Below are 25,278 nucleotides of genomic sequence, written 5' to 3' on the forward strand. Positions count from 1 at the left end.
GGGAAGCGAGGTGGGCATGGACTGGGCAGACCGAGGGCTGTGCCGGACGCAGCCTGACCGGATGTTCGCCGAAGGAACCGCCCAGAACGAGGCCAAGGCCGTGTGCCTCGACTGCCCGGTACGGTTCGAATGCCTCGCCTACGCCCTGGACCACCGCGAGGAGTACGGCGTGTGGGGCGCGATGACCGAACGGGAGCGCCGTGCGCTGCTGCGCCGCCGGCCAGCGGTGACCTCCTGGGCGGAAGTCTTCCGAGCGGCCCGGACGTGCGAGGACGCCGGGCAGCGATTCTCGGCCGTGCGGCGCGACCGCTGAGACCGTGGCCGGTTCAGGGGCGCAGCGCCTGGAGGGTCAGTTCGCCGTACCGGCGCCACAGTGCCGGGTCCCGCTCCGCGAGGTTGATCAGCTGCAGACACATGCCGCACAGCACCACCCGCAGATCGAGCGGGTTGGCGTCCGGGCGGACCCGGCCTGCCGTCCTCGCCGCGTCCATCAGAACTGCCAGCCGATCCAGCAGGGGACCGGTGTACGTCGTCGACCGCCCCTCCGCGAGCGCTTCCGACAGCAGACGATCCCGGGCGAGGTTCTCGAAGAGCAGGATCACAAAGGTGTCGAAGGCCGCCGCGGTCTCGGCCTCCGCCAGGACGGGCGCGGTGGCGCGCTCCAACTCCGCCGGCCGGTGCCGTACGACCGCCTCCACCAGGTCTTCCTTGCTCGGGTAGCTGCGGTACACCGTGGCCTTCCCGACCTCGGCGCGCTCGGCGACCTGCGGCACGGTGCCCTGGAGCCCGAACTCCGCGAAGACCTCCAGCGCCGCCGCGAAGACCCGCTCATGGTTGCGGCGGGCGTCGGCCCGCTTGTGGGGCGAGTCCTGCCGGGTCTGCTGCGAAGTCGTCTGCGCCGGGTTCACCCGTTCATTCTGCGTGATCGCGTTACGCTCGAGGTCGCCGCCGCGCATGACTTCCCGGTACCCGGTTGGCCACGGGGCGCGGGGTGCACCGCGAGGCGGTCCTCGTGGCCCGGACGGCGCGCACCACACCGGCCGGGCATGCGCACGGGGCGGCGGAGCTGCCCGCGCTGCTGCCCACGGTGGACGCGGTGGTGCTGTGCGCGCCGCTGACCGACCGGACGCGCGGCATGTTCGGCGCGGACGCGCTGGCGTTGCTGAAGGACGGGGCGCTGCTGGTGAACGCGGCCCGCGGCGAGCTGGTGGACACTCGCGCGGTGGTCCGTGAGGTACGGGCGGGGCGGCTCCGGGTCGCGCTCGACGTCACCGATCCGGAACCGCTGCCGCCCGGCCGCCCGCTGTGGAACCTGCCCGGCGCTCTGATCACCCCACACGTGGCAGCGTTCACCGACGCCTTCTCCCCGATGACCGTGGACTTCCTGCGGCGGCAGCTCTGCCGCTACAAACGGGGCGAGGAGCTGCACAACGTCGTTCTCGCGACGACCGGAGCCGAGGCCGATGAGCAGGCTGCCTAGGCCCATGACGACGTCCACCTACGGTGACCACCCGAAGGTGCTCGGGCCCGACACCACACTCGCGCGGGTGTTCCCGTTCTTCGAGTCTCAGGGGCACTGCGATCCGGCCGCGCCTGGCAGGCCCTGACCCGTACCTGGAACTGGGCCGCGCCGCTCACCGCCGCCGCACCCCACGCCGACTCTCCAGGGCCGGTGGCACGGCCGACCCCCGGTGGCTTCGCGCTGTCCGGACAGTGGCGCCTCCCCGCGCACGACGGAACCGGCCCGTGGCTGGTCCTGACACTCGCCCCCGCGAGGAACAGCGCTCCCGACCCCTTCGTGGTGGCCGCCAATGTGCTCCCGGGCGGTCTCACCGGCGGGACCGCCCCCGCGTTCCGCCTGGAAGACGTGTACGTGCCGGCCGGTTTCGTCACACACTCGGCGGGACACCGCTGCGGGCCGGGGACGCGGCCTTCTTCTGGACGGCGGTCGCCGCCCTGGCGCTGGGCACGGCCCGCCGCATGACCGACGTACTGGCCGCCCCGGCTGCGGGTGGAGCGGCCGACGCGGCCCGGGGGCCGGTGCCGTCCACCGCCGTGGCCTCCGAGCAGGCCGCCGTGCTGCAGGACGAACGGCTGAGCCTGGCCGCGGCCCTGCACGGTGCCCCCTCCGCCCGGCAGGGCCTGCCCGCGTCCGTCGAGAAGCGGCTCGCCGCGCACGTCGGACGAGCCGGGAACACCGTCCACCATGTGGTCGCTGCGGCTTACGAACAGGCGTTGGCATCGACCGGGAGCGCCGGCCGACACCCGCCGGTGAACTTGATCAAGGCCGGTTCACCGATACTTCAGCAAGTGCGGCACGCGACGGAGCTTCTGCTGCCGCACGACAGGACCTCCCTCAGGAAGGCTGAACACGGTGACGACCGCCGCATATCAGGGTGAACCCGGATCCAACTCGGCAACCGCCGCGCGTGCCCTCTACCCTGACGGCAGCGAACTGGCCTGCACAGGCTTCGAGCAGGCCTTGGACGCCGTGACGCTGGGCGCCGCCGACGTCGCCGTGATCCCGGTGGACAACTCCGCGGCCGGACGGGTCGCGGACGTACATCACCTGCTGCCGGAGTCGGGGCTGTTCATCGTCGCCGAGTACTTCCTCGCCATCCGCTTCGACCTGATGGGGGTGCCCGGCGCGACGCTGGACCAGGTGGAGTGCGTACGCAGTCACGTGCACGCGCTGGGACAGTGCCGCAAGGTGTTGCGGGAAGGCGGCTGGCGCGCTCTCGTCAGCGACGACACGGCCGGAGCGGCGCGCGAGGTGGCCGAACTGGGCGATCCGCGGCACGCGGCGCTCGCCCCGCCCGCCGCGGCCGGACTGTACGGCCTCGACGTGCTGCGGGCCGAGGTCGAGGACGATCCGGACAACACCACACGGTTCGTAGTCCTCTCCCGGGACGCCACCCTGGCCCCGCACACCGGGGAGCCGACGATGACGAGCCTGTTCTTCAGCGTCCGCAACATCCCCAGCGCGCTGTACAAGGCGCTCGGCGGCTTCGCCAGCAGCGGCGTGAACCTCACCAAGATCGAGAGCTACCAAATCGGCGCCGGGCTCAACGCCAGCCGCTTCTACGTCGAGATCGAGGGACACCCCGACGACGAGCGCGTCGCCCTCGCTCTGCACGAACTGCGCTTCTTCTCCACCGAGGTGCGCGTCCTGGGTGTGTACCCCGCGCATCCGCACCGGTTGAAGAACTGACCGCGCACCTCATCCGGAACGGGTCCGAGCGGCCGGGTTCTCCGTCGCCGGGGCGGCGGAGAACCTCCACCCCGCCGGGCGGGCGTCAAGGTCGGCATTGAGATCTTCCGGCTTGCGATGAGCGAACTCGGCCTGACCGCCAAGGAGTGCTTGCAACCACTACAGCGTAAAGGACGTCCAGATTTTGCCGATGTCGGTGGGCTTGACGGGCTTCGGGGACGCGCACACGTGTTACGTGGGCTTGGACAGCGCTACGACTCGGCCAACATCTTCCGGTTCTGCGGCGGCCGCTTCGGCCCGGCGCGCATCCGGGCGGGGCTGTCCGGAAACAGGCGCGATACGTGTACGGCAGTGTCTGAACACCTTGAACGGTGGGGATCGTCGTACCTGGCGCAGCACATTTCACACACACGAAAGAGTGAGGGGTTGCCGTGACGGACCTGAAAGCCGCAGTCGAATCCGTGGCACAACTGTCCACGGTCTGGCGGGCGATGGTGCTCGACCGGAACGAGGAGGCGGACGTACGGGATCTGCCGGGTGTCGCCGTCCGCTGGGCCGACTGCCGCTTCGCCTTCTGGAACGCGATCACCCTGACCGAGGTCGGGGCCGACGCAACGCTCCTGGAGAAGCGTCTGGAGCAGGCGGCGGACATCATGCGGTCCAAGAAGCAGCCGGGTTTCCTGTGGCTGTTCGAGGACCTGCTCGCGGACGACACACGCGCGGCACTGGGGAAGGCGGCGGAGCGCGCGGGCCTGGCCTACGCCTTCCCCGGCACTGGCATGGCGGGCGACCTGCTGCCCATTCCCGAGCCCCACCATCCGGATCTGACGTTCGAGCGGGTGACCACCGACGAACACCTGCGGGCCTACGCGGACCTCAACTCGCGCGCCTACGGCTTCCCCCTCGAAGACGGCCGCGACGGTCTGGCCGGCTCCACGCTGTGGAAGCGGGAGGTGTACGCCTACCTGGCGCTGCGGGACGGCACCCCGGTCGCCTGCGCCGCCACGGTCGAGGCACAGGGCCGGCTCTTCGTCGTGCTCGTCGCCACCGACCCCGAACAGCAGCGCCGAGGCTACGGCGAGGCGGTGACGCGCAAGGCGCTGTACGAGGGCGCCCGCGCCACCGGACTGACCAGGGCCACCCTGCACGCGACTGTCGCCGGGGCACCCGTGTACCCGCGCATCGGCTTCGAGCCGAATTCCCCGATGCACTTCTACGGACTCAAGGGCTGAGGACCGTGACTGCCTGTCGCGTTTCGGACGTACATCTCGGATCCACTGTCAAGTAACTGATGTGCGTGGTTCGTCCGGAGGTGCAGGCTGACGGCAGCCGACACCTCCGGCGAGCCACTCGGCACCCGCCCCGCCGCCGGCGAGGTCCGCGCGTGGGCGTGGCCCTGGCTGCCGTAACCGATGACCGCGACCTTGCCGCCCTGGACGACGGACAGGTCGGCGTCGGCGTCGTAGAACAGCTCGGCCATGGGGAACTTCTCCTACGGGCGTGCAAGGACGTCCACATCTCCAGACTGAGCCACAGCGCGGTGCGCGGCCGGGCGAAGCCGGAGAGGGTGATCAGGCCGCGGATCCGGTCGGGATGGCGGGCGGCGACCTTGACGGCGACGGCCGCGCCGAGCGAGGTTCCGGCGATCACGAAGTCGCTCAGCCCGGCCTCGTGGGCGGTGACCACCACCTGGTCGGCCACGGCCCTCGCCTCCGGCGGGCCGGCGGGCAGCGGACTGCGACCCGATCCGGTGAGGTCGCCAAGCACGAGGGTGTCTCGGCCGTGAGATCGACGAGCAGTGTCTCCCATGTCTCGGCCGCAGTGCCCCCGAAACCGGGCAGGAGGACCAGACCGGACCGCTGCCCTGGACGTCGTACGCGAGCATGTGCACCTCTCCTCACACTGCGCTGTTGACGCGGTGTTCGGCCCACCAGGTGCGGAAGTCGGCGTCCTGGATGGTCAGTTCGCCGACGAGGCGGGCAAGGCCCGGGTCCTCGGGGTCGGCCGCGGCCTCCATACGCAAAGCGGCGACAGCGTCCCGGGCGTCACGGGCCCACTTCTCGTGCATCGCCCGGATCGCGGGGTCGGTGAACAGCAGGCGGAGGTAGTTGCGCCGGTCGGCCGCGATGGCGGCGAAGTCGGTGTACAGCGCGGTGGCGGCGGGGTTCGCGGCAAGGATGTCCTGGCGTCACCCTCATGCTCGCCGACGACAACGTCCAGGCGCGGCGGGACGCCTGTATCAGCGAGGCCGAGGCCTTCCTGCGGCGGGCCGCCGACGAAGGCCCGCTGCGCCGGGACCAGCCGCAGGGATGGGTGGGGCCGATCCGCTCGGGTTGGCACTCTGAATCCGGCGGAGGCCGGAAGGCCGGAGGGAGCGGAACTTCTGCCCACGGCCCGCTTCGCCGAGAAAGCACGGCTCCGCACACATAGGCTCGAAGCGTGCACACATGTGGCTGGTTCTGCGGTGAGGGGAGCGGGGCGCCGTGGAGTCGCTCGTAACGATGATCGGCCGGGACAGCGAACGAGGGCGGCTGGCCGCGTTCGTGACGGCTGCCGAGGGGCAGGCGCTCGTCCTCATCGGGGAGACGGGAGTGGGCAAGAGCGCCTTACTCGACCATGTCGCCCAAGTGGCGGCGCAAGCAGGCCACACGGTGATCCTGGCCACCGGGGTCGAGGCGGAGTCCGGGCTCCCGTTCGCCGGCCTGCACCAGTTGCTCCACTCCCTGCTGCCCTCCATCGAGGGTCTGGACCAGGTGCACCGCACCGTGTTCGACACCGCCTTCGGGCGGAGTGGCGGGAAGCCGCCGTCGGTCATGTCGCTCGGCATCGCCGTCCTTGACCTGCTGTCTCTGGCCTCCTCGGCGAAGCCACTGCTGCTGGTCCTCGACGACGGCCAATGGCTGGACGCCTCCAGCATCGCGGTGATCGGGTTCGTGGGGCGCCGGCTCACCGGCAACTCGGTGAAGCTCGTGGTCGGGCTGCGCTCGGACGTCGCATCGGGCTTCGACTCCGCCGCCCTGCCGGAACTGCCGGTCAGGGCCCTTTCGGACACGGCCGCGCGGCAGCTTCTGGACCTGCGCCACCCGGACCTGGACACACCTGTCCGTCGTCTGGTGCTGGAGCAGGCTGGGGGAAACCCGCTGGCCCTGCTCGAACTGCCCGCCCACATCCGCGTCGGTCACGCGGAACTCGAGACCGCCGGGCCCCTCGGACTGCACGATGCCTCGCTGCCGTTGCCCCGGCGCCTCCAACACGTATACGGCACACGTGTCAAAGAGCTCAGCGGCGACGTCCGTGCGGAGCTGCTGCGCGGCGCCCTCGACGGTGTCGGAGCGACACCCGGTACGGCGCCCGCCGGTCTGGGGCGCTACCGCATGCGCGACGCCGACGAGGCCGTGACAGCCGGTCTGCTGGACGTCGATCCGCTCGGCGGCGACTTCGTTTTCCGGCACCCGTTGGTGCGTTCCACCGTGGTGCAGACGGCCACGCCCAACGAGCGGCGCGCGGCGCACGCGGCTCTCGCCGAGGTGTACCGCGGCGACGTCGAGCGGCGGGCCACGCATCTGGCGGCCTCGACGGTCGACCCCGACGAGGAGGTGGCGGCCGCGCTGGAAGCGGCGGCCGAGTCCGCGACCCGGCGGGGCGGCGCGGTGGCCGCCGTCGCCTGGCTGACCCGCGCCGCGGAACTGAGCGAGAACCGCGAGGATCGTTCCCGCAGGCTCGGCGACGCGGCCTTCGTCGCCGGACATGCGGGGCTCTTCGACCAGGCGCAGCAGCTCGTCGGGTCCGACAGGGCACTGGGCACGGTCGAGTCGCCGGCCTCTGTGGTCACGTCGGCCTCTATGGCGCTGTTCGAGGACGGAGACGTGCGGCACTCGCACCGCCAGGTGACGGCAGCCATCGAGAACCTGCGCGACCACGAACCGCACAAGCCGTCCGAGGAACTCACACGGCTCGTGAACCTGCTGCTGGCGATCGACCAGTACGCCGGTGACCCGGCCCAGTGGGAGGAGACCCGCGCGTTGCTCGGCTCACTGGGCGATCTGGCCCCGTCGCGCTCGCTGATCTACCGCGACGCGTGGGGCGACGTGGTCCGGCACGGTGCCGGTGTACGGGAGCGGGTGGAGCGTGAGTTCGCAGGCCTTGCGGACATGGAGCCCTGGGACATCACCCGGCTGTCCGTCGCCGCCTACCACGTGGACACCCTCAGTCATTACCGGCCGCATCCGCAACGTACCGTGGACCGCGAGGTGGAGACGGGCTTCGTGCGCAACAGCATGACCGCGCTGCACCTGATCATGCTCGACCAGATGGCGGTCGGCGAGTGGGACGGGGCCGAACACACCGGGACACGCTGCCTGGAGCTGACGACGTCCCATGGGTACCTGTTGCTCGCTCATCACACCCGGTCGTATCTCGGTCTGCTGGCCGCGCTGCGGGGCCAGGTGGACCGGGCGCGGGAGTTGCAGGCCACAGTCGACACTTGGGCCCGCCCCCGCGGCGTCGGATTCCTCACCCAGACCGCCGACGCCATCGGCACCACCGCCGCCCTCGCCGAAGGCGACTACGAAGCCGCCTACCTCCACGCCATCGGCATCACACCCCCCGGCACCTTTGCCCCCTACGCCCACCAGGCCCCCCGCACCCTCCTCGACCTCGTCGAAGCGGCCCTCCATACCGGCCGCACCGAACAAGCACGCCAACACGCTCTCGCCGCCCAAAACGTCAACCTCCCGGACATCTCCCCCCGCCTCGCCCTCATCACCTACGGCGCCCTCGCCATGACCGCCACCGACCCCACCGAAGCCGACACCCTCTACCACCAGGCCGAAACCCACCCCGCCGCCCCCCACTTCCCCTACGAACTCGCCCGCATCCGCCTCGCCCACGGCATCCGCCGACGCCACACCCAAGGACGGAAAGCGGCACGGCCTGCGCTGACCCTGGCCGCGGAGACCTTCGAGCGGCTGGGGGCGCCGACCTGGGCCGAGCGCGCCCGGGCCGAGCTCCGTGCCGCCGGCGCGTCCACCGTCACCTCGTCGGCACACCTGGCGGCGCTGACCTGGCAGGAACGCCGGATCGCCGACCTCGCCGCCGGTGGCCTGACCAACAAGGAGATCGGCGAACGCATGCACCTCTCCCCCCGCACCGTCAGCTCACACCTCTACCGCGTCTTCCCCAAACTCGGCATCACCTCACGCGCCGCCCTCCGTGACGCACTGGAGAGGCTGGAGGGCGAACAGGGCGTCTGAGCGCGGGACATCGAGGAGGTCAGTCGCATGACTTCGAGTCCGACCGTCAGATGACTGATGTGGCCGGGTTCGTTGCGGACGAGAGTATGTGCCGCCGGTCCCGCACGTGGAACAGAACAGCTCGGATCTGCCGCCCGGCTCATCGAAACCATCTTGCGTCACCTCTTTGACAGGTGACGCACGGTGTGCGAGGGTCGTTGCGTCAAGAGCCGCAGTGATCTCGAACCGTAGATGTGAGAAGAGGTTTCCCGGGCTCGGGCCGGTCACCGGAAACGTATGACGGAGGGCTTCACATGATCAACAGGCGTACCTTCAGCAAGGCCGTCGGCCTGGGCACCGGCGCGGCCGCGGTCTCACTGTCCGGCCTGCAGACCAGCGCATCCGCCACGACCGCCTCGGGCGGCGCTTCCGCTCCCACGGTGCCCGCCCTCACCCCCGGCACCCACACCGAGTTCGGCATGCTCAAGCACGTCAAGGCGGGTGTCCTGGACATCGGTTACGCCGAGGCCGGCCCGGCCCACGGCCCGGTCGTCGTTCTCCTGCACGGCTGGCCCTACGACATCCACAGCTTCGTCGACGTCGCACCGCTCCTCGCCGACCTCGGCTACCGCGTCCTCGTTCCCTACCTGCGCGGCCACGGGAGCACCCGCTTCCTGTCCCGCCACACCCCGCGCAACGCCGAGCAGTCCGCCATCGCCCTGGACATCATCGGGTTCATGGATGCCCTGAAGATCGAGAAGGCCGTCCTCGCCGGCTTCGACTGGGGCTCGCGGACCGCCGACATCATCGCCGCCCTGTGGCCCGAGCGCGTCAAGGCCCTCGTGTCCACCAGCGGCTACGTCATCACCGACCGCAAGATGCAGCTGAAGCCCGCCGCTCCGGCTGTCGAGCACAACTGGTGGTACCAGTGGTACTTCGCCACCGACCGCGGCGAGAAGACCATGGAGAACGTCGAGCAGCGCCTCGCGCTGTGCCGCTACGTGTGGACCCTTGTCTCCCCCAACTGGAACTTCGACGACGCCACCTTCGCGCGCACCGCCGAGGCCTTCAAGCACCCCGACTACGCCGCGATCGTCCTATACAACTACCGCTGGCGCATCGGCCTGATCGAGAGCGACCGACGCTACGACCGCTATGAGAAGAAGCTGGCCGCCCAGCCCCACATCGGCGTCCCCACCGTCACGCTCGACCCCGCCCTCGACCCCTTCACCGCACCGGGCGACGGGTCCACCTACCGCGGCTACTTCACCGGGCCCTACCTGCACCGCACGATCGCGGACATCGGTCACAACCTGCCGCAGGAGGCGCCCACCGTCTTCGCCCAGGCCGTTGTCGACGCCGACCACCTCTGAGATCCGCATCCGCCACCGCCCCGGCGCCCCGCACACCGCGTCGGTCACGCCCAGGAGGAGTTCCTGATGAGCGAAGTCCAGTGGAACCGGCTGACCGCCGCCGAGCTGCGTGCCCTCGCCGCGCGGGACGCGGTGGTGCTGCTGCCCATCGGGGCCACCGAGCAGCACGGCCCTCATCTGCCCACCGGCGTCGACGAGTTCCTGGCCGCGGAGGTGTGCCGCCGGGCGGCGGTGCTGGCCGCCGAGCACACCGGCGTGGTGGTGACACCTTCCGTGCCGACGGGCCTGTCGGAGCACCACATGGCCTTCGGCGGCACCCTCACACTCAGCCTGCCCACATTGCACGCACTGCTGCGTGACATCTGCCGCTCCGTAATGCGGGCGGGTTTCTCACGCATCCTGATCGTCAACGGGCACGGCGGGAACATGACCGCCCTCAACGCCCTCACGACCGAGCTGACCGCGGAACTGTCGACGCCGATCGCGTTCGCCAGCTACTTCGGCATCGGACGGGAGGTGGTGCGGGACACCCTGGAGACCCAGGAAGGCCTCATGCACGCGTGTGAGGGGGAGACGTCCATGATGATGGCCGCCTTCCCCGGACTGATCCGTGCCGAGCACCTGGCCGAGGCGCACGGACCGCGGATCACGCTGCCCGCGGAGTCCACCGAGCCGGTGTACATGGCCGTGCCCTTCGACCGGATCACCGAGTCCGGGGTCGCGGGCGACGCCCGGGTGGCGAGCCCCGAGAAGGGCGAGCGGATGCTGGCCGGCTGTGCGGCGGCGCTGGCGGACATCATCCTGCGGGACCCGTGGGCGAAGTAGGTCAACGTTCAGCGTCGATGTGGCCTCCGGCGCGCGGCCGGGAAGGGTGTCGTCCCTCTCCCGGCCGCGCCGGTGTTCAGGACGCTTCGCGCCTTGGCAGGCGCCAGTTCGGGCGCGGGAAGTGGCAGGTGTAGCCGTCCGGGTAGCGCTGGAGGTAGTCCTGGTGCTCCGGCTCGGCCTCCCAGAACGGGCCGGCCGGCACCACCTCGGTCACCACTGGTCCCGGCCACAGCCCGGATGCGTCGACGTCGGCGATGGTGTCCTGCGCGACACGGCGCTGCTCGTCGTCGAGGTAGAAGATGGCGGAGCGGTAGCTGAGGCCGATGTCGTTGCCCTGCCGGTTACTCGTGCTCGGGTCGTGGATCTGGAAGAAGTACTCCAGGATCGTGCGGTAGTCGGTGACCGCGGGATCGAAGGTGACCTCGATCGACTCCGCGTGCTTTCCGTGGTCGCGATAGGTGGCATTGGGCTTGTCGTCGTCGCCGCTGTAGCCCACCCGGGTGCCCACCACACCGGGCAGTGCACGGATCAGCTCCTGCATGCCCCAGAAGCAGCCACCCGCCAGTAGCGCCTTCTCCTCGGTGTCACTCATGGCACCTCACCTTTCTGTCCGCGTCAGTCCGCGCAGGTTCCAGGCTCGCACGCCGGGAACCCACATCACGCGTCACTACCTTGACAGGTGACGGATCGCATGACAAATTCATCACCAGTCAGGGTGGTGACGAGGCCGACAGTGCCGGTCCGCCCCATGTACCGAGAAACATTCCTGAGAGGGGTTAGTCGTGGTGAGCATCAAGGGTGGACGCAAGCGGCTGGTGACGGGTGCGGTCGCGGCGGCCACGGCGGGGCTCGCGTTGGGCGCTTTCGCCCTCAGCAGCACCGCCAGCGGCGCGGCCGAGACCGCCGAGGCTGCCGACGCCGGACGACACGCAAAGCCGACCATCCTCCTGGAGCACGGCGCTTTCGCCGACGGCTCCAGCTGGAACGGTGTCATCGCGGACCTGCGCGCCGACGGCTACCCGGTCATCGCCGCCGCCAACCCGCTGCGCGGCCCGGCCGCCGATGCCGCCGCCCTGCGCACGGTCCTCGACCACGTCAAGGGGCCGAAGGTCCTCGTCGCCCACTCCTACGGCGGCAACGTCATCAGCCAAGCAGCCACCGATGACCCCGAGGTCAAGGCCCTGGTCTACGTCGCCGCCTTCCTGCCCGCCCCCGGCGAGAGCGCCCTGGAGCTCACCGACAAGTACCCGGGCTCCACGCTCCCCGACGCTCTCGACCCGGTCACCTACGAGCAGGCCGACGGCTCCACCGCCACGGACCTGTACATCCAGCAGGACAAGTTCCGTCACCAGTTCGCCGCCGACGTGCCCGCCGAGCATGCCGCGCTCATGGCCGCCGCGCAGCGTCCCATCGCCCAGGCCGCCCTGGAGGAGAAGGCCACCACCGCGGCCTGGAAGACCAAGCCCAGCTGGGACATCGTCACCACCCGCGACCTCAACATCCCCGCGGCCGTCCAGCGCTTCATGGCCAAGCGCGCCCACGCGCACACCACCGAGGTCGCCGCCTCCCACTCGGTCGCCGTCTCCCACCCCCACCTGGTTGCCGACGTGATCGAGCGCGCCGCACGCGCCACCGTCCGCTGAGGAGAGGGCTGATGAATGGATCAAGTAGTCCACAAGGGGCCGAGATACGCGAAGCCATTGAGCGCCTCAGCATCACCGAGGAACTCCGCCGTCTGATGGCCCGCTACGTCCGTTACACGGATCACCAGCGCTGGGACGACCTGGCGAACCTGTTCACACCTGACGGCACGTTCACCCCACACAAGCCGGACGGAACGGTGTGGCTGCGCATGAACGGCCGGGACGAGATCGCCGCGACGGCCGGCTCCAGCAGCGGCCCCGGTGTCACCCTGGTCCACCACCTGTTCTCCGACGAGATCGACGTCGACTCGGGGACCACCGCCCACGGCGTGTTCGCGATGGAGGACATCGTCACCCGGTCCGAGGACGCCGGGGTGTCCGAGGTCATCCCCTTCAGGGGCATGCACGGCTTCGGCCACTACCACGCACGTTTCGTCAAGGTCGATGGTTCCTGGCGGATCGCCGAGCTCGAGCAGACCCGGGTCCGGCTGGACTTCACCGGCTGACCGCTCCCGCGGCCCACTTCACCTGCCTGCCGGGCAACAACCGCACCCGTGCACTTCGTGTACGAGCGCGGCAAGGGTTCGAACCCGGTCCCGTGGACGGCTCGGCCCTCACCCATGGTCTGAACGACTCTCCCATCGGGATGCTCGCCTGGCTGCTGCGGCGGTGGAAGAAGTGGAGCGACAAGCGGGGCAACTTCGAGGAGGCTTTTCCCTGCTCGGTGACGCCTACCCGCCCGCCATCAACACCGCCGAAGAGCGCATCGCCGCCTTCGAGAACGGGCCCACGCGCAGCTCCTTCAACGTGGTCAACACCAACGCCCACATGAAGGGCAGCCACTTCGTCCACTACGAGAACCCCGAGGCGTTCGCCTCCGACCTCGTTGAGACCTTCCGCAGGATCGGCGGTTGACCCCACAAGCGACGGGCCTCCTGCTCCGATCCCGGAACAGGAGGCGTGTGCGCATGTGTCTCACACGCTCCGAATCGAATGTGAGGAAACGAAATGATCAGCAGACGGAGACTGACCCAGGCCGTGACGGCGGCAGCGGCGACCGGAGCCGCCGGTCTCACCGGATCGGGCCAGGCGTCGGCGCTCGCGGACACGGCGCCGACCGGCCGGAGCGCACGTGGTCCGGGACCGGTCCGCCACGCCCGCACCGACGTCCTGGACATCGCCTACCACGACGTCGGCCCGGCCCACGGCACCCCGGTGATCCTCCTGCACGGCTGGCCCTTCAGTCCTGTCGGCTCCTACGCCGAGGTGGCACCCGCGCTCGCCCGGCGCGGCTATCGCTGCTACATCCCCTACCTGCGCGGCCACGGAGAGACCCGATTCCTCCGTGAGGACACCCTCCGGTCCGGCGAACAGGCGGCTCTCGGCGCGGACCTGATCGCCTTCATGGACGCCCTGCGTCTTCCCCGGGCCCTGTTCGCCGGATACGACTGGGGCGGGCGGGCCGGTGACGTCGCCGCGGCGCTGTGGCCGCAGCGCTGCACCGGCGTGGTCTCTGTGAACGGCTACCTCATCCAGAACCTCGCCGTCGCCCAGGAGCCGCTGCCACCCGCGATCGAGGAGGGCACCTGGTACTTCTTCTACTTCCTCACCGAGCGCGGGCGGAAGGGACTCCAGCGCAATCGGGAGGACCTGGCACGGGTCGTCTGGCACCGCAACTCGCCCGAATGGCAGTTCACCGAGGCCGAGTTCGCGCAGGCGGCGGAACTGTGGACCAACAAGGACTACGTCGACGTCGTGATCCACAGCTACCGGCACCGCCTCGCCGCGGCCCCCGGCGATCCCCGTTACGCGGACCTGGAGAAGCAGTTGCTGGCGCAGCCGAAGATCACCGTTCCCGCCGTCACCCTGGACGGACAGGCCGACGGCGTCATCCCGCCGACCGACGGAAGCGGCTACGCCGCCCACTTCTCGGGCCCTTGGAAGCACCACGTCGTCCCGCGGGCCGGCCACAACCTCCCCCAGGAGCGGCCCGACGCCTTCACTGCCGCGATCCTCGAAGTCGACGCCATGGGCTGACCGGCCTGGGTCGGCCTCGGTGAGTTCGGCTCCGACCGCGACGGCCACCGTGAGCGTCTCGCGCATGAGGCCCTCAACGAGCTCGAGAATCATGGAGTCCTGCATCACTTCCACACGGCGCAGGGCGAGAGCCGTAGGGGGTTCACCGCGGCGTTGAGCATTGGATGCCGACGTCCCGGTCGAGAACCTGATCAACGCGGTGGAGCAGGTGGTCCGCCACATGCGCCACGACTCCGTCGCCGTCGGCCCCAGCATGGCCGCCTCGTCCGTGCTCGGCAGACTGATACGGAAGGGGCCAGGCCGGCTGACCGACCTCGCGCCGGAGCTCGAACAGACCCGTCTGCGGCTGGACTTCACCCACTGAGCGCACTTCCCGCGGGGAGGGCTGAGCCCACCGGTCCTCGTCGCGCAGTCGGTGTCCCGCAGCGGTCGTACGGACGCCGTCGCGTCGAACTCCGGCCCGGGCCGGCCCTCTTCGAGCGGGAGCAGAATCAAGGGCTGCCACGTGAGCGTGGTGAGGGCTGTGCGCCGCGGCGTTCTCGCCGAGCAGGCCGATCTCCGCCCTGTCCGGAGTGGGAGCCGTGCCCACGATCCCGTTCAGCGCGGGAATCTGCGAGCGGGTGAATGCCGGCAGAGCACGACCGGGTCCGTGCTCGACGAAGCCGTTGGGAAGAGCGCCGACGAGTGCCTCGACCGCCGCCTGAAAGGCACCGCGGCCCGGACACCATGTCTATATTATTCATACGTGTTAGTGTGTCTCGAGATATGTGTGTTCCCCTCCTACAGCAGGCACGGCCTGCCGGAGAGAAATATGTATGCGATCGCGCCGGCCATGGCTGCCGACTCCCCTCGGCAGCCACGGCTTCACACGTGGCCGCTGGATCACCCCCCTCGCGTGCCGTGTCCGGTCCGCTCAGGGCCGTGCTCCTCAGTGGCCGGCGTCGAACGGCGGCAGGTCGGCGGCGTTCCTGGCCCGCATGCCGTCGAACGCCAGGCTGAGGTAGCGCCGCCACAGCTGTGGATGCGAGGACCGCAGGGGGGCGGCGGTCTGGTAGATGCCGCTGACCAGCAGCATGACGTCCTGACCGGTGATGTCGCGGCGAATGGCGCCCTGCCGACGGGCCCGGTCGGCCAGGGCGTCGGCGATGGCCTCGAGCCGCTCGGTCCCGGCTCGAATGGCCGGCTGGTCGTGCGCGATACCGGCCGCGACCTCACAGAAGGCGCGGTCGCGGGCCTGGACTTCGATGATCGCGGTCATGAAGTCGCGCAGCGCCTCGCCGGCGTCAGCGGCCTGCTCGAGCCGCTCACCGGTGTCGACGAGTGTGTCGGTGTTCTCGCAGACGATGGCGGCGACCAGGTCCTCCTTCGTCGCGTAGTGGCGGAACACGGTGCCTTTCGCGATCCCGGCCCGTTCCGCGATCTGCGCGATGGAGACGCTGGTCCCCTCTTCGGCGAAGGCCGACGCGGCCGCTTCGCGCAACAGTTTCCGTGAGCGCACGGCATCGCTGCGCAGTGGTCGGTCCGCCGTGGGGTTCGTCATCTCACTCTCCTCTCCGTACGGAACCGTACACCAATGTGACCGCATGGTCAGATTTGCGTAGACTGAAGCTGACCACCTGGTCATGTTTGCCTCGGGTTGCACGCATGACCTGCTCCCGGGGTGTCGGGGAATAACGTGACCGGCCGGTCATCTTATGGTCTACAGTGAACATGACCGGGTGGTCAGGTAAGCCTCCGCCGCCTCGGTCACCCGTCAGGGCTGCTCATCCGCGGCCCTTCAGCCTCGCGCGGCCGACCGTTCCCGGCGGCCTTCCAGCGTCAGGAGAGACTCGTCATGGGCACTCGTCTGCAGGGCAAGACCGCACTCATCACCGGTTCGACCAGCAACATCGGCCGCGGGGTCGCGATCGCGTACGGCCGGGAGGGCGCACATGTCGTCGTCTCCGGCCGTGACGCCGAGCGAGGTGCCGAGGTCGTGGCGAAGATCCGTGCCGACGGCGGCCGCGCCGACTTCGTCGCTGCCGCCCTCGACGGCTCGGCCGCCGCGTCCCTGGCCCTCGCCGACGCCGCCCTCACCGCTCTCGGCGGCCGGGTCGACATCCTGGTCAACAATGCCGGCATCTTCCCTGCCAACGGAACCCTGGACACCGACGAGGAGACCTTCGATCGCATCTTCGCCGTCAACGTGAAGGCGCCGTTCTTCCTCACCGCCCAGCTCGCGCCCCACATGACGGAGGCGGGCGGCGGTGCGGTGATCAACCTCGGCTCCTGGGCCGTCCGGCAGGGTCTTCCCCTGGGTGTCGCCTACACCGCGTCCAAGGGCGCGCTGGAGGCTCTGACCCGCTCCTGGTCCGCCGAGTTCGCCGGTCGCGGAATCCGGGTCAACGCCATTTCGCCCGGCGTGGTCCTCACCCCCAACCCCGGCGAGACCGGCCCGAACCCCGCCGAAGCGATGATGAAGGGCACCCCGTACGGCAGCACCGGCACCCCGGAGGCCATCGGCCAGGCGGCCGTCTACCTGGGCAGTGACGAGTCCGCGTTCGTGCACGGCACCGTGCTCGACGTGGACGGCGGCCGGACCGCGGTCGCCGTCATCGCCGGCTGACCGCCCGGAGCCCCCGGCACCGACAACAACCCACCACACGTATCTACCGAACAAGGAGATCTTCATCATGGCTGTCACCGACAACGACACACTGGTCCGCGACTTCGTGAACACCTTCAACACACAGGACGCCGACGCCCTCGCCCCGTTCCTGGCCGACGACGTCGTCTTCACCGCCTACGGCGACTCGCCGGTCGAGGGGCGCGACGCGGTCATCGTTCTGTGGAAGGGCGTCTTCGCGAACTTCGCGCAGATCAAGTTCGAGACCGTGCAGCAGGCAGCGAACGGTGACGTCGTCATCGCCGAGCAGATGCACGGGCTCGCCCTGCCCGGCGGCAAGCTCGCCCCGGTGATGAACATGGCGGTCTACGAACTCCGCGACGGCCGGATCGCGGCCTGGCGCGACTACACCAACCCCGCCTACGCCTCCACCCTGCTGCAGGCCTGAGCGGACCGCTCCGCCGAAGGCGCTGCGCGAGCCCGCAGCCTGCGCGCGCAACCCCGGGACAACAAGGTCTCTCCGATGCATTCGCCGGTCATTCGGCGTTCCTACCGACAGAAAGAGGTGTGCGCCATGCGCGCTGTAGTAGTGGAAGAGCTGGGCGGACCGGAAGTGCTCCGGCTGAAGGAATGGCCCGACCCCGAGCCAGGGCCGGACGAACTGGTGGTGGACGTCGACTTCTCCGGTATCAACTTCATGGACACCGGCACCCGTGCCGGATTCTCAGTGCCCGGCAATCCGCCCTTCGTCCCCGGGGTCGAGGGCGCCGGCCGGGTCACCGCCATCGGTGAGGGTGTCAGCGGCTTCGCGATCGGCGACCGGGTGGCCTGGGTATCCGTCTACGGCAGCTACGCCGAGAGAATCGCGGTCCCCGCCGCCAAGGTCGTCCCCGTCCCGGACGACATCCCCAGCGACATCGCCGCCGCGACGATGATGCAGGGACTCACCGCGCACCACTTCGTCACCGAGTCCGCCCCCCTGGCCGAGGGCGAGACCGCGCTCGTACACTCCGCCGCCGGCGGTGTGGGGCGCATCGTCACCCAATTGCTCAAGCTGCGCGGCGCATGTGTGATCGGCCTGGTCTCCCGCGAGGAGAAGGCCCAGGCCGCGAAGGCGGCGGGCGCGGACGAGGTCCTCGTCTCCTCGGGCGGTGACTTCGTCGACCGGGTCAAGGACCTGACCGACGGCGAGGGAGTGCACGCCGTCTTCGACGGCGGCGGCGCCACCACGTTCCGGCCCTCGATCGAGGCCCTGCGACGGGTCGGGACGCTCGTCTATTACGGCCCGCTGATCGGCGACATCCCCACGGTGCGGCTCTTCGACCTGCCCAAGAGCATCAGGGTCACCTACGCGGTGTACGCGGACCACATCCACAGCCGGGAGCTGCTGCTCAAGCATGCCGGAGACCTGTTCGACAAGATCCGCGAGGGCAAGCTGCGCATCGACATCACCCGGCGCTACCCGCTGGGCGCCGCCGATCAGGCACACGCCGACATCGAATCGCGGCGCACATCCGGCAAGCTCCTGCTCGACCCTAGCCTCTGAGTCGGGCACAGGCACACCGGACAGCCTCGCACGACGGCACGACGATCGCCTTGGAGAGGTACGCGCGCGCCGAGTCCCACCCGGCCGCGGCGCGCTTCCCGTTCGAACTGAGCCGGACTGCCGCTGCAGCCCATAGCGGCCGGCCGGTACCGTGACCGCTTTGCGCGGCGGGACGGCACCTGGCGATTCGCCGAACGCCGCATGCACATCCACCTGGTGGGCGACACCAGGTACCTCATGAGCTGACTCGGCTTCGCGCACCGGACGACGTCGTGCATCCCGTTCCTGCAGGCCGAATTGCGGAGCAATTGGAGCCGCGATCAACGGGATCGCATCCGGTGGCGGAGCCACCGGCCAGCCGCGCGGAGCGCGGCGCCTCTCCCGGCGCGTAGGTCGAGGACGAGGCCATCGCGTCTCCTTCCGGTTGAACTGGCCGTTCTAGGGCGACTTGGGGCTGTCGGCGGAGCGTCCGCGTACTTCATGCCCTCCCCCGCAGGGCTCGTCACCTGCTTGACGGGTGACTAGGGGTGCGTAATCATCGACACGTGTGAACGAATCACCAGCTCGACAGGTGTCAGTGCTCCAGGTGTTTCACCCGAGGCACTCTGTTGCCCTGTCCTCGCTCGGCCGTCAGTTGCCAGCTCTTCACCACCGAGACAAGGAGTTCCGCACATGAATCCGACCGGAGATACCAACCCCACCACCACTGGCCGTCGCCGGTTCCTGGGTCTCGCCGCGGGTGCCGTCGCCGCCACGCAACTCGGCATGCCCGGCCAGGCGCAGGCGGCAACAGGCGGGTCGGCGTCGGCGGGTCCCACGTCGGTGACAGGCGCCTCCGTCGGCTCCGCCCAGCCGATCCCCGGAGTCCGTCCCTTCCGCATCAGGGTTCCCCAGCGGGAGATCGGTGACCTTCGGCGGCGGCTGCGAGCCATACGCTGGCCGGAGCGCGAGACCGTCGGTGACCGATCCCAGGGCGCCCAGCTGGCGAAGGTCCGCCCACTGGTCGAGTACTGGGGGACCGGGTACGACTGGCGCAAGGTCGAGGCGAGGCTCAACGCGCTGCCGCAGTTCATCACCGAGATCGACGGGGTGGACATCCAGTTCGCCCACATCCGCTCCCCGCACCCCGACGCTCTGCCGATGCTCATGACGCACGGCTGGCCGGGCTCGATCATCGAGCTCCTGAAGGTCATCGACCCGCTCACCAACCCGACGGCCCACGGCGGGCGCGCGCAGGACGCCTTCCACCTCGTCCTGCCGACGCTGCCCGGCCACGGCTTCTCCGGCAAGCCGACGTCGACCGGGTGGAACCCGGCCCGCATGGCGACCGCGCTCCACCAGCTCATGCTCCGGCTCGGCTATCAGCAGTACGTCTCCCAGGGCGGCGACCACGGCTCGATCATCGCTCAGATCCAGGCCACGCAGCGGCTGAAGGGTCTGCTCGGCATCCACATCAACATGCCGGGCACCGTGCCGTCGGACGTCCTGCGTCATCTGCGCAACTTCGATGCCGCGCCCTCGAATCTGTCCGCTCGCGAGAAGGTCGCCTATGACCGGCTGCTGCACTTCTACCGCGACGGTTTCGGCTACGCGGCGATGATGAACGAGAGCCCGCAGACCATCGGTTACGCCCTCGCCGACTCGCCCCTCGCGATGGCGGCGTACTACTACGACAAGATCGCGGAGTGGACCGACTCCGGCGGTGAGCCCGAGAAGGTCCTCACCTACGACGAGATGCTCGACGCCATCTCGCTGTACTGGCTGACCAACACCGGGGCGTCGTCCTCCCGGCTGTACTGGGAAGGCACCCGGGCCGGCGGCGGCCCGTTCAACGCGTTCGACATCCCCGATGTCCCGGTGGCGGTCACGGTGTTCCCTGCCGAGATCTATCCCGCGCCGCGCAGCTGGGGCGAGCGGGCCTACGGCAACCTCATCCACTGGAACGAGGTCGACAGGGGAGGCCACTTCGCCGCCTGGGAACAGCCCCAACTGCTGTCCCAGGAGCTGCGCACGGCCTTCAGGTCACTGCGGGGCTGAGACCGGGCGTGTGACAGCAGGCAGCAAGAGGCCTGGTCGTTGGTTGGCCGGCCGGGCTGTAGCAAGGCTCGGATGTGTGCTGAGCGAGCGGACGATCCGCGTCAATCCACCGCGGCCCCCGAAGCGGCACCGACAGCCCTGAGGCAGGTGTCACTCGATGCCGCGGGCACAGCTGGGACATGTCACAAGGGCGACAAGGGACATGTGCAACCCGCGAAGTCGCCCATCACCGGCTTGACGGGTGACGGAATGGCCGCCATGATTACGTCACCGCTTCAACCGGTGACATTGAGAGTGTCCTGGACGGCAGGCGCCCGAAGACCTTGCGACCCAGATGTGGAGCACCAGTCATGGCAGTCAGCTACACCGCCGTTGTCGACGTCGACGGAGAGGGCCGGAACGGCGGTCACGTCCGCTCCTCCGACGGTCTGCTGGAGACCAGCCTCGCCCTGCCCAAGGAGCTCGGCGGCGCCGGCACCGCGACCAACCCCGAGCAGCTTCTGGCCGCAGGCTGGGCCGCCTGCTTCCTCGGCGCCCTGCGCCGCGCCGCCACCCTCCGCAAGATCCGGCTCACCAGCACCACCGTCACGGCCGAGATAACACTCACGCACGGCGACGACGGCGAGTTCTCCCTCTCCGCGGTCCTCACCCCCGTGCTCGGCGGTGTCGACCAGGCCACCGCCGAGGAACTCGCGCAGGCGGCCCACCGGATCTGCCCGTACTCCAAGGCCACGCGCGACAACATCCCGGTCACCATCAACGCCAGCGCCGCCTGATCCGGCCCCCAAGACAGCGGGTCCCGTGTTCCCCCTGCACGGGACCCGCCACCCCTCAGCCCCACCCACACCTCCGATCGAAGACCGAGGGCAGGACATGGCCTCCATGACGCACACATACGTACGGATCGCCACGCAACCTCGCTCGGATCGCGACTGCGTCTCCGGCGAGCGGACGTCCCGAGACACGGCAAGCCCCGAGGACCGTGACTGGCGGACGGACATGCAGGTGTGGAACTGGGCGGAGAGTGCGGCGCTGTCGGGTTACGGCCCGTCGGTCTCCAACTTCCTCTGACCGGCGGAAGGACCGGTCCGGCACCGGATCGTGCCGGACCGGTCACCTCGCTGTGAAGGGGAACGTCAGCGGCGCGTGAGAACACCCTCGACGGCGGCGGGCACGCTTCACGGCCTCCAGCTGACCGTCACATCCTCAAGGCTCAGGAGGAGCTGACCTCCTGTGGTGTGGAGGTCTCCGGCCCGTTCCGCGACGAGACCGGCGCCTTCCACCACGTCGGTGACTCCCACCGCGTCCCCGGCGTGCACCCCGAGCGGGCCGGCTACGGCACCTTCGCCGCCTCCAAGGACCTCGACGGCAACGAGTGGTTCCTCCAAGTGGTCACCGAGCGCGCCCCCGGCCGCTGAGACCGCCACCCCGCCACGACCACCACACCATCCATCCCCACCATCAGTGAGGTGTGGCTGCGCCTGCTGGAGACGAGGAGGGAGTCGTGACCACGGCACGCGACCTGGCGCTCGTCGCCCTGGGTATGCCGTCCGATCGGTCCGTGGCGCAAGGAGACCTGTCCCTTGCGCTCGCGGGGGCCGAGGCGATCGATCTCCTGGAGAGCGGAGCGCTCAGCCTGGCCGGCGGCCGCGTGGTGCCCCGCCCTCGGGTGGCGACGGGTGACCGTCTGCTGGATCAGGCGGACGCCTTGCTCATCCGGCGGGAGCCGTACGAGACGGTCGGCGAGTGGCTGTGGCGCCGCGGTGGTGAGCTCGCCGCGGCCTATGTCGACGACCTGGAGCGGGCAGGGCTCGTCACCCACCCACGGGGCCACTTCGGGCTGCGGTCCGCGCGGACCGTCCTGGCCGACTCGCAGGCCCGCCGCAGTGCGGAGGAACGCAGGGCGTCCGGCGAGCCCGTCCTCGCCGCTCTGCTGGCGGCCGCAGGGATCGGGGAGGACCCGGCCGAGGCCCGCGAGAGCCTCATCGGGGACGCGGTCACGACGGTGCTGGCCGCCGTCGGCGACGCGGTGACGCAGCTGGAGGCCGTACGACTGCGGCGGGACGTCGAGAACGCCGCGTTCGACAACGTGTGGCGGGGGTAGGGCCGTTACCTGCCGGACGCGAGGGCATGCGGAACCTCGTCCCTGCCGCGTGAGGTGCATAGCAGTACCCGGTTGCGGACACCGCCCGCGGGACGCGCGTGGGCGTCAGTCGGAGCTGTCCGCCTCGCCCGCTACACCAGGCTGTACATGACGGAACGCTGCTGCTTGTGACGCCTGATACGGCCCTTGGCGACCAGGGATTCGAGGGTGTTCCGTACCACCTGAGGTGTGGGGTTGCGATCCGGGTGCTTCTCGAGGAGTTCGTCCCGCAGCTCCTTCGCCAGACGCGGCTCGTCGTACTGGCCGAGCAGGTCCGCAAGCAGGTCACCGAGCAGAGGCTGGTGCGACTTCGTCTTCGCGCCGGCCTGTGCAGTCTTGGCGGCCGGAGTGGTCGTGGCCGACGTGGAGCGTCGCGAAGCGGTTTTGGCAGGGGCCTGCTTCACCTTTTCGATGACGGGCTCTTCCTGCGACTGCTCGGGCAGACGGGACGCGTCCGCGAAACCCTCGTACTGCTCGGCGAGGTTGATGATGTCCGCCAGGAGGGCCTCCTCCTGCTTCAACATCTTGATCTTCTCCGTCAGCTCCTGCTGTCGCCGACGGTTCTCCTCCAGGTCCGACGCGGCTTGTGCTACGTACCGCGATCGGAGCGTGGCGGCTGATTGGCTGGTCACACCGTTCACTCCCTCTATATGGATGACGTTGCGCATGGTACCCACACCGAGGGTCCCGTGCAGATAAGTGTCGACGCCAGATGCTTCTCTGGCATGCCTACTCTCCACGATAGGCGCTGATGTGCCTGCGCATAGAGGAAGTGTGGACCTTTTTCGACCTCCCGAGGGTTCGACGACGTCACTCGCACGAGACTCCCGGCGCCGACACTGGCCGGTAAGTGTGTCGTCGAACCGCCTCCCTGGCGACCTTGGTGGGTCGTTGTATGTGTGCGACCGTGTTGCCCTGTCCGGAGGGACAAGCGCGAGTGCCGGGCCGCGCCTCGGATGCGGGGCCGTCACCTGGCGGAGTGCCCAAGGCATCGCCGGTGACCAGGATGCCGCTGCCGGGCCGGGAACCTCTGCGGCTCGCAGACCGGAACATGCGTGGTTCCGCCGGCCCGGAGGGCGTGTACGGCCCACGGGAGCACACCGGGCCGCCATGTCTGCGCGAGCACTTGGCCGACGGACACCTGATCGAGGAAGTCGCGGCGGGCGTGCGGTATCTCCTCCTCGTGCATGAGGACCGGCACGTCGTACGTGGCGCGCAGGTGCTCGCCGCGCCGACGGCCTCGCGCAGCTCCGGCGGCAGGGGAGTGGGTGGCGAGGGCTTACGGCCCCCACAGCGGCCCTGCGGCCGTGACCTCGTCGGTTCGCCTCCGGGCGTGGGTTGCGCGGGCAACGCCGACAGGAGGTTCGCGGCCGTCATCACGGCGGCCGCCCTGGCCGCGACCTCGGACCGGGCCGTCGTCAGAGCCTCCAGGACACTGTCGCTCAACTGTGGGGCGGACATCCCGCGGAACCGATGGTCGATGAAGCGGATCCACGCCGCGTGGCTGTCGGCGCCTACGGTGACCTCCACGACGCCGTCCCTGGAACGCGCCGTCACCGACAGCGCCCTCATCTGTTCCCGGGCCCTGGACAGAGTTCCGTACCGCTCGGCGAAGTCGGCAAGGTGATCGCCGACCGCCTGGTCGAAGCGATCCATGCGGGGTCGCTGGGGGAGGGCGCCCGGGGGATCCGCGAGGTGGTCGTGACGCTGCACGAGGATGTCACGATGTGTGACCTGATGGACACCCACGGGCGGATCCACGGCCAGGCCGCTGTGTTCCGCTCCTGATCGCCCGTGGACATGTGGAGGAGCCTCGGGGCCCTGTCGTGCGAGGGCCCGCCCCGGTGACACACCGTGGCGGGCCCGTCATGTGGTGCGCAGGGCTGGGCGACCTACTGGAAGTCGCAGCCCGGGTTGGGGGCGTCCTCCGACAGCGGGGCGCCGTGCGGCAGGACGTACAGGACGTCGAGGACGACATCGGTCGTGCCGAGGTTGCGGCCGATGTGCACGTGGTCCGCGCCGGAAGGCTCGGTGAGTCCGCTGCCGGCCTTGTAGACGCCGTCGGACTCGCAGTCCGAGTCGAAGTGGCTGAGTGTGCCCCGCTGGACGAGGCCGTAGAGGGTTCCGTCGTGGTAATGCCAGCCCGTGCTCTGGCCCGGGGGAATGGTGACCTGGCGGAGGATGTAGTCCTTCCCGTCGAACGTGGTCTGGGAGATGATCTTGCCCGTCACGCCCGGACCGGCCGGGGTGGCGAACGCGGTTCCGGCGCCGAGGGACAGACCGACGGCAGCAACCGTGGTCACTCCCAGCCGCAGCAGGTTCTTACGCAATGTGGTCATACCTTTCAGGTGGCTTTCCAGCACGCCGATCCTGGCCGGGCCGTCCCCGGAACGGTCGGTGCACTATTCGTGGGAACACGCGCTCACACAGGGCGCGGTCGGCGACAGCGGCCATGGGGACCGGACCGCGCGGCGCGTGCAGAGCAGACAATGTCACATACCTGGTTTCGGGCCTTCGGGCACGCACACCTTCCACTCAATTGTCTCTGTCTATCACATGTATCTCCATGGGCGTCGTTCCGACGCCGAGCGACACCTCGCGAGCATATGTGTTCGCCGGTTCGTGGA

Annotated in this window: 29 protein-coding genes and 4 pseudogenes; 24 read left to right on the forward strand and 9 right to left on the reverse strand. The window is 69.7% G+C overall.

The annotated features are described in order from the left end of the window. Positions 1-16: 16 nt before the first annotated feature. Positions 17-313, forward strand: coding sequence for a WhiB family transcriptional regulator (locus Q4V64_RS42275; protein ID WP_124444550.1), 297 nt, complete (start codon positions 17-19; stop codon positions 311-313). A 13-nt stretch (positions 314-326) separates the two neighbouring features. Here Q4V64_RS42275 and Q4V64_RS42280 read toward each other — a convergent pair whose 3' ends face one another. Continuing rightward, a complete protein-coding gene (locus tag Q4V64_RS42280) occupies positions 327-908 on the reverse strand; it encodes a TetR/AcrR family transcriptional regulator (RefSeq protein ID WP_253267390.1) in 582 nt (193 codons plus the stop codon). Positions 909-973: 65 nt separating this feature from the next. On the opposite strand from Q4V64_RS42280, the gene Q4V64_RS42285 reads away from it, so the two are divergent. From Q4V64_RS42285 to Q4V64_RS42310, 6 genes are all read left to right on the forward strand, one after another. Beyond that, positions 974-1,480: an NAD(P)-dependent oxidoreductase gene (locus tag Q4V64_RS42285; RefSeq protein WP_253267391.1), complete on the forward strand. Its 507-nt coding sequence runs from the start codon at positions 974-976 to the stop codon at positions 1,478-1,480. A 4-nt stretch (positions 1,481-1,484) separates the two neighbouring features. Further along, a complete protein-coding gene (locus tag Q4V64_RS42290) occupies positions 1,485-1,607 on the forward strand; it encodes a hypothetical protein (RefSeq protein ID WP_303714154.1) in 123 nt (40 codons plus the stop codon). 65 nt (positions 1,608-1,672) lie between these two features. After that, positions 1,673-1,984 carry a hypothetical protein gene (locus Q4V64_RS42295; protein WP_253267392.1) on the forward strand — a complete coding sequence of 104 codons (312 nt, stop codon included), beginning with the start codon at positions 1,673-1,675 and terminating at the stop codon, positions 1,982-1,984. Beyond that, positions 1,981-2,400 (forward strand): hypothetical protein, encoded by a 420-nt coding sequence (locus Q4V64_RS42300; RefSeq protein WP_253267393.1) that lies wholly within the window; start codon positions 1,981-1,983, stop codon positions 2,398-2,400. Before Q4V64_RS42295 ends, Q4V64_RS42300 begins: the two co-directional genes overlap by 4 nt. Further along, positions 2,375-3,211: a prephenate dehydratase gene (locus Q4V64_RS42305; RefSeq protein ID WP_124444552.1), complete on the forward strand. Its 837-nt coding sequence runs from the start codon at positions 2,375-2,377 to the stop codon at positions 3,209-3,211. Before Q4V64_RS42300 ends, Q4V64_RS42305 begins: the two co-directional genes overlap by 26 nt. A gap of 431 nt (positions 3,212-3,642) precedes the next feature. Further along, a complete protein-coding gene (locus Q4V64_RS42310) occupies positions 3,643-4,443 on the forward strand; it encodes a GNAT family N-acetyltransferase (protein ID WP_172629529.1) in 801 nt (266 codons plus the stop codon). Positions 4,444-4,592: 149 nt separating this feature from the next. Here the strand turns inward: Q4V64_RS42310 and Q4V64_RS42315 are convergent. From Q4V64_RS42315 to Q4V64_RS42320, 3 pseudogenes are all read right to left on the reverse strand, one after another. Then, positions 4,593-4,691: pseudogene (locus Q4V64_RS42315) on the reverse strand (hypothetical protein); the annotation flags it as partial. Positions 4,692-4,723: 32 nt separating this feature from the next. Then, positions 4,724-5,020 (reverse strand): annotated as a pseudogene (locus tag Q4V64_RS55600) (alpha/beta hydrolase); the annotation flags it as partial. Positions 5,021-5,114: 94 nt separating this feature from the next. Further along, positions 5,115-5,405: pseudogene (locus tag Q4V64_RS42320) on the reverse strand (transcriptional regulator); the annotation flags it as partial. 307 nt (positions 5,406-5,712) lie between these two features. Here Q4V64_RS42320 and Q4V64_RS42325 point away from each other — a divergent pair. The 3 genes from Q4V64_RS42325 to Q4V64_RS42335 all read left to right on the forward strand — a co-directional run bounded on the left by Q4V64_RS42325 (position 5,713) and on the right by Q4V64_RS42335 (position 10,640). Further along, positions 5,713-8,463: an AAA family ATPase gene (locus Q4V64_RS42325; RefSeq protein ID WP_348540849.1), complete on the forward strand. Its 2,751-nt coding sequence runs from the start codon at positions 5,713-5,715 to the stop codon at positions 8,461-8,463. A gap of 293 nt (positions 8,464-8,756) precedes the next feature. Continuing rightward, the gene (locus Q4V64_RS42330; protein WP_124444553.1) at positions 8,757-9,815 is read left to right on the forward strand and encodes an alpha/beta hydrolase; all 1,059 of its coding nucleotides are present in this window, start codon (positions 8,757-8,759) and stop codon (positions 9,813-9,815) included. 66 nt (positions 9,816-9,881) lie between these two features. Beyond that, on the forward strand, positions 9,882-10,640 hold the full coding sequence (locus Q4V64_RS42335) for a creatininase family protein (protein WP_124444554.1): 759 nt from the start codon (positions 9,882-9,884) through the stop codon (positions 10,638-10,640). A 76-nt stretch (positions 10,641-10,716) separates the two neighbouring features. Here the strand turns inward: Q4V64_RS42335 and msrA are convergent, their stop codons facing one another. Further along, a complete protein-coding gene (gene msrA / locus Q4V64_RS42340; RefSeq protein WP_124444555.1) occupies positions 10,717-11,232 on the reverse strand; it encodes a peptide-methionine (S)-S-oxide reductase MsrA in 516 nt (171 codons plus the stop codon). 190 nt (positions 11,233-11,422) lie between these two features. On the opposite strand from msrA, the gene Q4V64_RS42345 reads away from it, so the two are divergent. The 5 genes from Q4V64_RS42345 (at position 11,423) to Q4V64_RS42365 (ending at position 14,684) form a co-directional block, all read left to right on the forward strand. Continuing rightward, positions 11,423-12,283: an alpha/beta hydrolase gene (locus Q4V64_RS42345; protein WP_124444556.1), complete on the forward strand. Its 861-nt coding sequence runs from the start codon at positions 11,423-11,425 to the stop codon at positions 12,281-12,283. Between the two features lie 11 nt (positions 12,284-12,294). Further along, positions 12,295-12,789 (forward strand): nuclear transport factor 2 family protein, encoded by a 495-nt coding sequence (locus tag Q4V64_RS42350; RefSeq protein ID WP_124444557.1) that lies wholly within the window; start codon positions 12,295-12,297, stop codon positions 12,787-12,789. Between the two features lie 172 nt (positions 12,790-12,961). Then, the gene (locus Q4V64_RS42355; protein WP_124444558.1) at positions 12,962-13,198 is read left to right on the forward strand and encodes a hypothetical protein; all 237 of its coding nucleotides are present in this window, start codon (positions 12,962-12,964) and stop codon (positions 13,196-13,198) included. 93 nt (positions 13,199-13,291) lie between these two features. After that, the gene (locus Q4V64_RS42360; protein ID WP_124444559.1) at positions 13,292-14,320 is read left to right on the forward strand and encodes an alpha/beta hydrolase; all 1,029 of its coding nucleotides are present in this window, start codon (positions 13,292-13,294) and stop codon (positions 14,318-14,320) included. Between the two features lie 160 nt (positions 14,321-14,480). Further along, positions 14,481-14,684 carry a hypothetical protein gene (locus tag Q4V64_RS42365; protein WP_124444560.1) on the forward strand — a complete coding sequence of 68 codons (204 nt, stop codon included), beginning with the start codon at positions 14,481-14,483 and terminating at the stop codon, positions 14,682-14,684. A gap of 564 nt (positions 14,685-15,248) precedes the next feature. On the opposite strand, the gene Q4V64_RS42370 is transcribed toward Q4V64_RS42365, so the two are convergent. Next, the gene (locus tag Q4V64_RS42370; RefSeq protein WP_124444561.1) at positions 15,249-15,860 is read right to left on the reverse strand and encodes a TetR/AcrR family transcriptional regulator; all 612 of its coding nucleotides are present in this window, start codon (positions 15,858-15,860) and stop codon (positions 15,249-15,251) included. A 294-nt stretch (positions 15,861-16,154) separates the two neighbouring features. Here Q4V64_RS42370 and Q4V64_RS42375 point away from each other — a divergent pair, with 294 nt between their 5' ends. The 8 genes from Q4V64_RS42375 (at position 16,155) to Q4V64_RS42410 (ending at position 22,612) form a co-directional block, all read left to right on the forward strand. Next, positions 16,155-16,925: a glucose 1-dehydrogenase gene (locus Q4V64_RS42375; RefSeq protein ID WP_124444562.1), complete on the forward strand. Its 771-nt coding sequence runs from the start codon at positions 16,155-16,157 to the stop codon at positions 16,923-16,925. A 67-nt stretch (positions 16,926-16,992) separates the two neighbouring features. After that, a complete protein-coding gene (locus tag Q4V64_RS42380; protein ID WP_124444563.1) occupies positions 16,993-17,373 on the forward strand; it encodes a nuclear transport factor 2 family protein in 381 nt (126 codons plus the stop codon). Between the two features lie 126 nt (positions 17,374-17,499). Then, positions 17,500-18,471 carry a quinone oxidoreductase gene (locus Q4V64_RS42385; protein ID WP_124444564.1) on the forward strand — a complete coding sequence of 324 codons (972 nt, stop codon included), beginning with the start codon at positions 17,500-17,502 and terminating at the stop codon, positions 18,469-18,471. Positions 18,472-19,143: 672 nt separating this feature from the next. Beyond that, complete coding sequence (locus Q4V64_RS42390; RefSeq protein ID WP_253267394.1) at positions 19,144-20,508, forward strand: epoxide hydrolase; 1,365 nt, start codon at positions 19,144-19,146, stop codon at positions 20,506-20,508. A 350-nt stretch (positions 20,509-20,858) separates the two neighbouring features. Next, on the forward strand, positions 20,859-21,284 hold the full coding sequence (locus Q4V64_RS42395) for an organic hydroperoxide resistance protein (RefSeq protein ID WP_124444565.1): 426 nt from the start codon (positions 20,859-20,861) through the stop codon (positions 21,282-21,284). A gap of 106 nt (positions 21,285-21,390) precedes the next feature. After that, positions 21,391-21,579, forward strand: a complete 189-nt coding sequence (locus Q4V64_RS42400) for a hypothetical protein (protein ID WP_253267395.1) — start codon at positions 21,391-21,393, stop codon at positions 21,577-21,579. A gap of 167 nt (positions 21,580-21,746) precedes the next feature. After that, positions 21,747-21,926, forward strand: coding sequence for a hypothetical protein (locus tag Q4V64_RS42405; RefSeq protein WP_301184599.1), 180 nt, complete (start codon positions 21,747-21,749; stop codon positions 21,924-21,926). 86 nt (positions 21,927-22,012) lie between these two features. Further along, on the forward strand, positions 22,013-22,612 hold the full coding sequence (locus Q4V64_RS42410) for a GPP34 family phosphoprotein (protein WP_124444567.1): 600 nt from the start codon (positions 22,013-22,015) through the stop codon (positions 22,610-22,612). 131 nt (positions 22,613-22,743) lie between these two features. Here Q4V64_RS42410 and Q4V64_RS42415 read toward each other — a convergent pair whose 3' ends face one another. Both Q4V64_RS42415 and Q4V64_RS55605 read right to left on the reverse strand, forming a co-directional pair. After that, entirely contained in the window at positions 22,744-23,283 is a 540-nt protein-coding gene (locus Q4V64_RS42415; protein WP_124444585.1) for a hypothetical protein, read from the reverse strand. A 386-nt stretch (positions 23,284-23,669) separates the two neighbouring features. Beyond that, positions 23,670-23,876 (reverse strand): annotated as a pseudogene (locus Q4V64_RS55605) (MBL fold metallo-hydrolase); the annotation flags it as partial. Positions 23,877-24,274: 398 nt separating this feature from the next. Between Q4V64_RS55605 and Q4V64_RS42425 the strand changes: the two are divergent. Further along, complete coding sequence (locus Q4V64_RS42425) at positions 24,275-24,439, forward strand: hypothetical protein (RefSeq protein WP_216377700.1); 165 nt, start codon at positions 24,275-24,277, stop codon at positions 24,437-24,439. 104 nt (positions 24,440-24,543) lie between these two features. Here the strand turns inward: Q4V64_RS42425 and Q4V64_RS42430 are convergent, their stop codons facing one another. After that, entirely contained in the window at positions 24,544-24,990 is a 447-nt protein-coding gene (locus tag Q4V64_RS42430) for a cupin domain-containing protein (protein WP_124444568.1), read from the reverse strand. Positions 24,991-25,278 lie beyond the last annotated feature (288 nt).

It is taken from the genome of Streptomyces sp. NL15-2K (assembly GCF_030551255.1).
GTDB lineage: Bacteria > Actinomycetota > Actinomycetes > Streptomycetales > Streptomycetaceae > Streptomyces.

Excerpts from the sequence above, each read along its gene's own strand:
- Q4V64_RS42275 (WP_124444550.1), top strand. The coding sequence starts at position 17 with ATGGACTGGGCAGACCGAGGGCTGTGCCGGACGCAGCCTGACCGGATG.
- Q4V64_RS42290 (WP_303714154.1), top strand. The coding sequence starts at position 1,485 with ATGACGACGTCCACCTACGGTGACCACCCGAAGGTGCTCGGGCCCGAC.
- Q4V64_RS42300 (WP_253267393.1), top strand. The coding sequence starts at position 1,981 with ATGACCGACGTACTGGCCGCCCCGGCTGCGGGTGGAGCGGCCGACGCG.
- Q4V64_RS42325 (WP_348540849.1), top strand. The coding sequence starts at position 5,713 with ATGATCGGCCGGGACAGCGAACGAGGGCGGCTGGCCGCGTTCGTGACG.
- Q4V64_RS42330 (WP_124444553.1), top strand. The coding sequence starts at position 8,757 with ATGATCAACAGGCGTACCTTCAGCAAGGCCGTCGGCCTGGGCACCGGC.
- Q4V64_RS42335 (WP_124444554.1), top strand. The coding sequence starts at position 9,882 with ATGAGCGAAGTCCAGTGGAACCGGCTGACCGCCGCCGAGCTGCGTGCC.
- msrA (WP_124444555.1), bottom strand. The coding sequence starts at position 11,232 with ATGAGTGACACCGAGGAGAAGGCGCTACTGGCGGGTGGCTGCTTCTGG.
- Q4V64_RS42350 (WP_124444557.1), top strand. The coding sequence starts at position 12,295 with ATGAATGGATCAAGTAGTCCACAAGGGGCCGAGATACGCGAAGCCATT.
- Q4V64_RS42360 (WP_124444559.1), top strand. The coding sequence starts at position 13,292 with ATGATCAGCAGACGGAGACTGACCCAGGCCGTGACGGCGGCAGCGGCG.
- Q4V64_RS42370 (WP_124444561.1), bottom strand. The coding sequence starts at position 15,860 with ATGACGAACCCCACGGCGGACCGACCACTGCGCAGCGATGCCGTGCGC.
- Q4V64_RS42375 (WP_124444562.1), top strand. The coding sequence starts at position 16,155 with ATGGGCACTCGTCTGCAGGGCAAGACCGCACTCATCACCGGTTCGACC.
- Q4V64_RS42380 (WP_124444563.1), top strand. The coding sequence starts at position 16,993 with ATGGCTGTCACCGACAACGACACACTGGTCCGCGACTTCGTGAACACC.
- Q4V64_RS42385 (WP_124444564.1), top strand. The coding sequence starts at position 17,500 with ATGCGCGCTGTAGTAGTGGAAGAGCTGGGCGGACCGGAAGTGCTCCGG.
- Q4V64_RS42390 (WP_253267394.1), top strand. The coding sequence starts at position 19,144 with ATGAATCCGACCGGAGATACCAACCCCACCACCACTGGCCGTCGCCGG.
- Q4V64_RS42395 (WP_124444565.1), top strand. The coding sequence starts at position 20,859 with ATGGCAGTCAGCTACACCGCCGTTGTCGACGTCGACGGAGAGGGCCGG.
- Q4V64_RS42400 (WP_253267395.1), top strand. The coding sequence starts at position 21,391 with ATGACGCACACATACGTACGGATCGCCACGCAACCTCGCTCGGATCGC.
- Q4V64_RS42430 (WP_124444568.1), bottom strand. The coding sequence starts at position 24,990 with ATGACCACATTGCGTAAGAACCTGCTGCGGCTGGGAGTGACCACGGTT.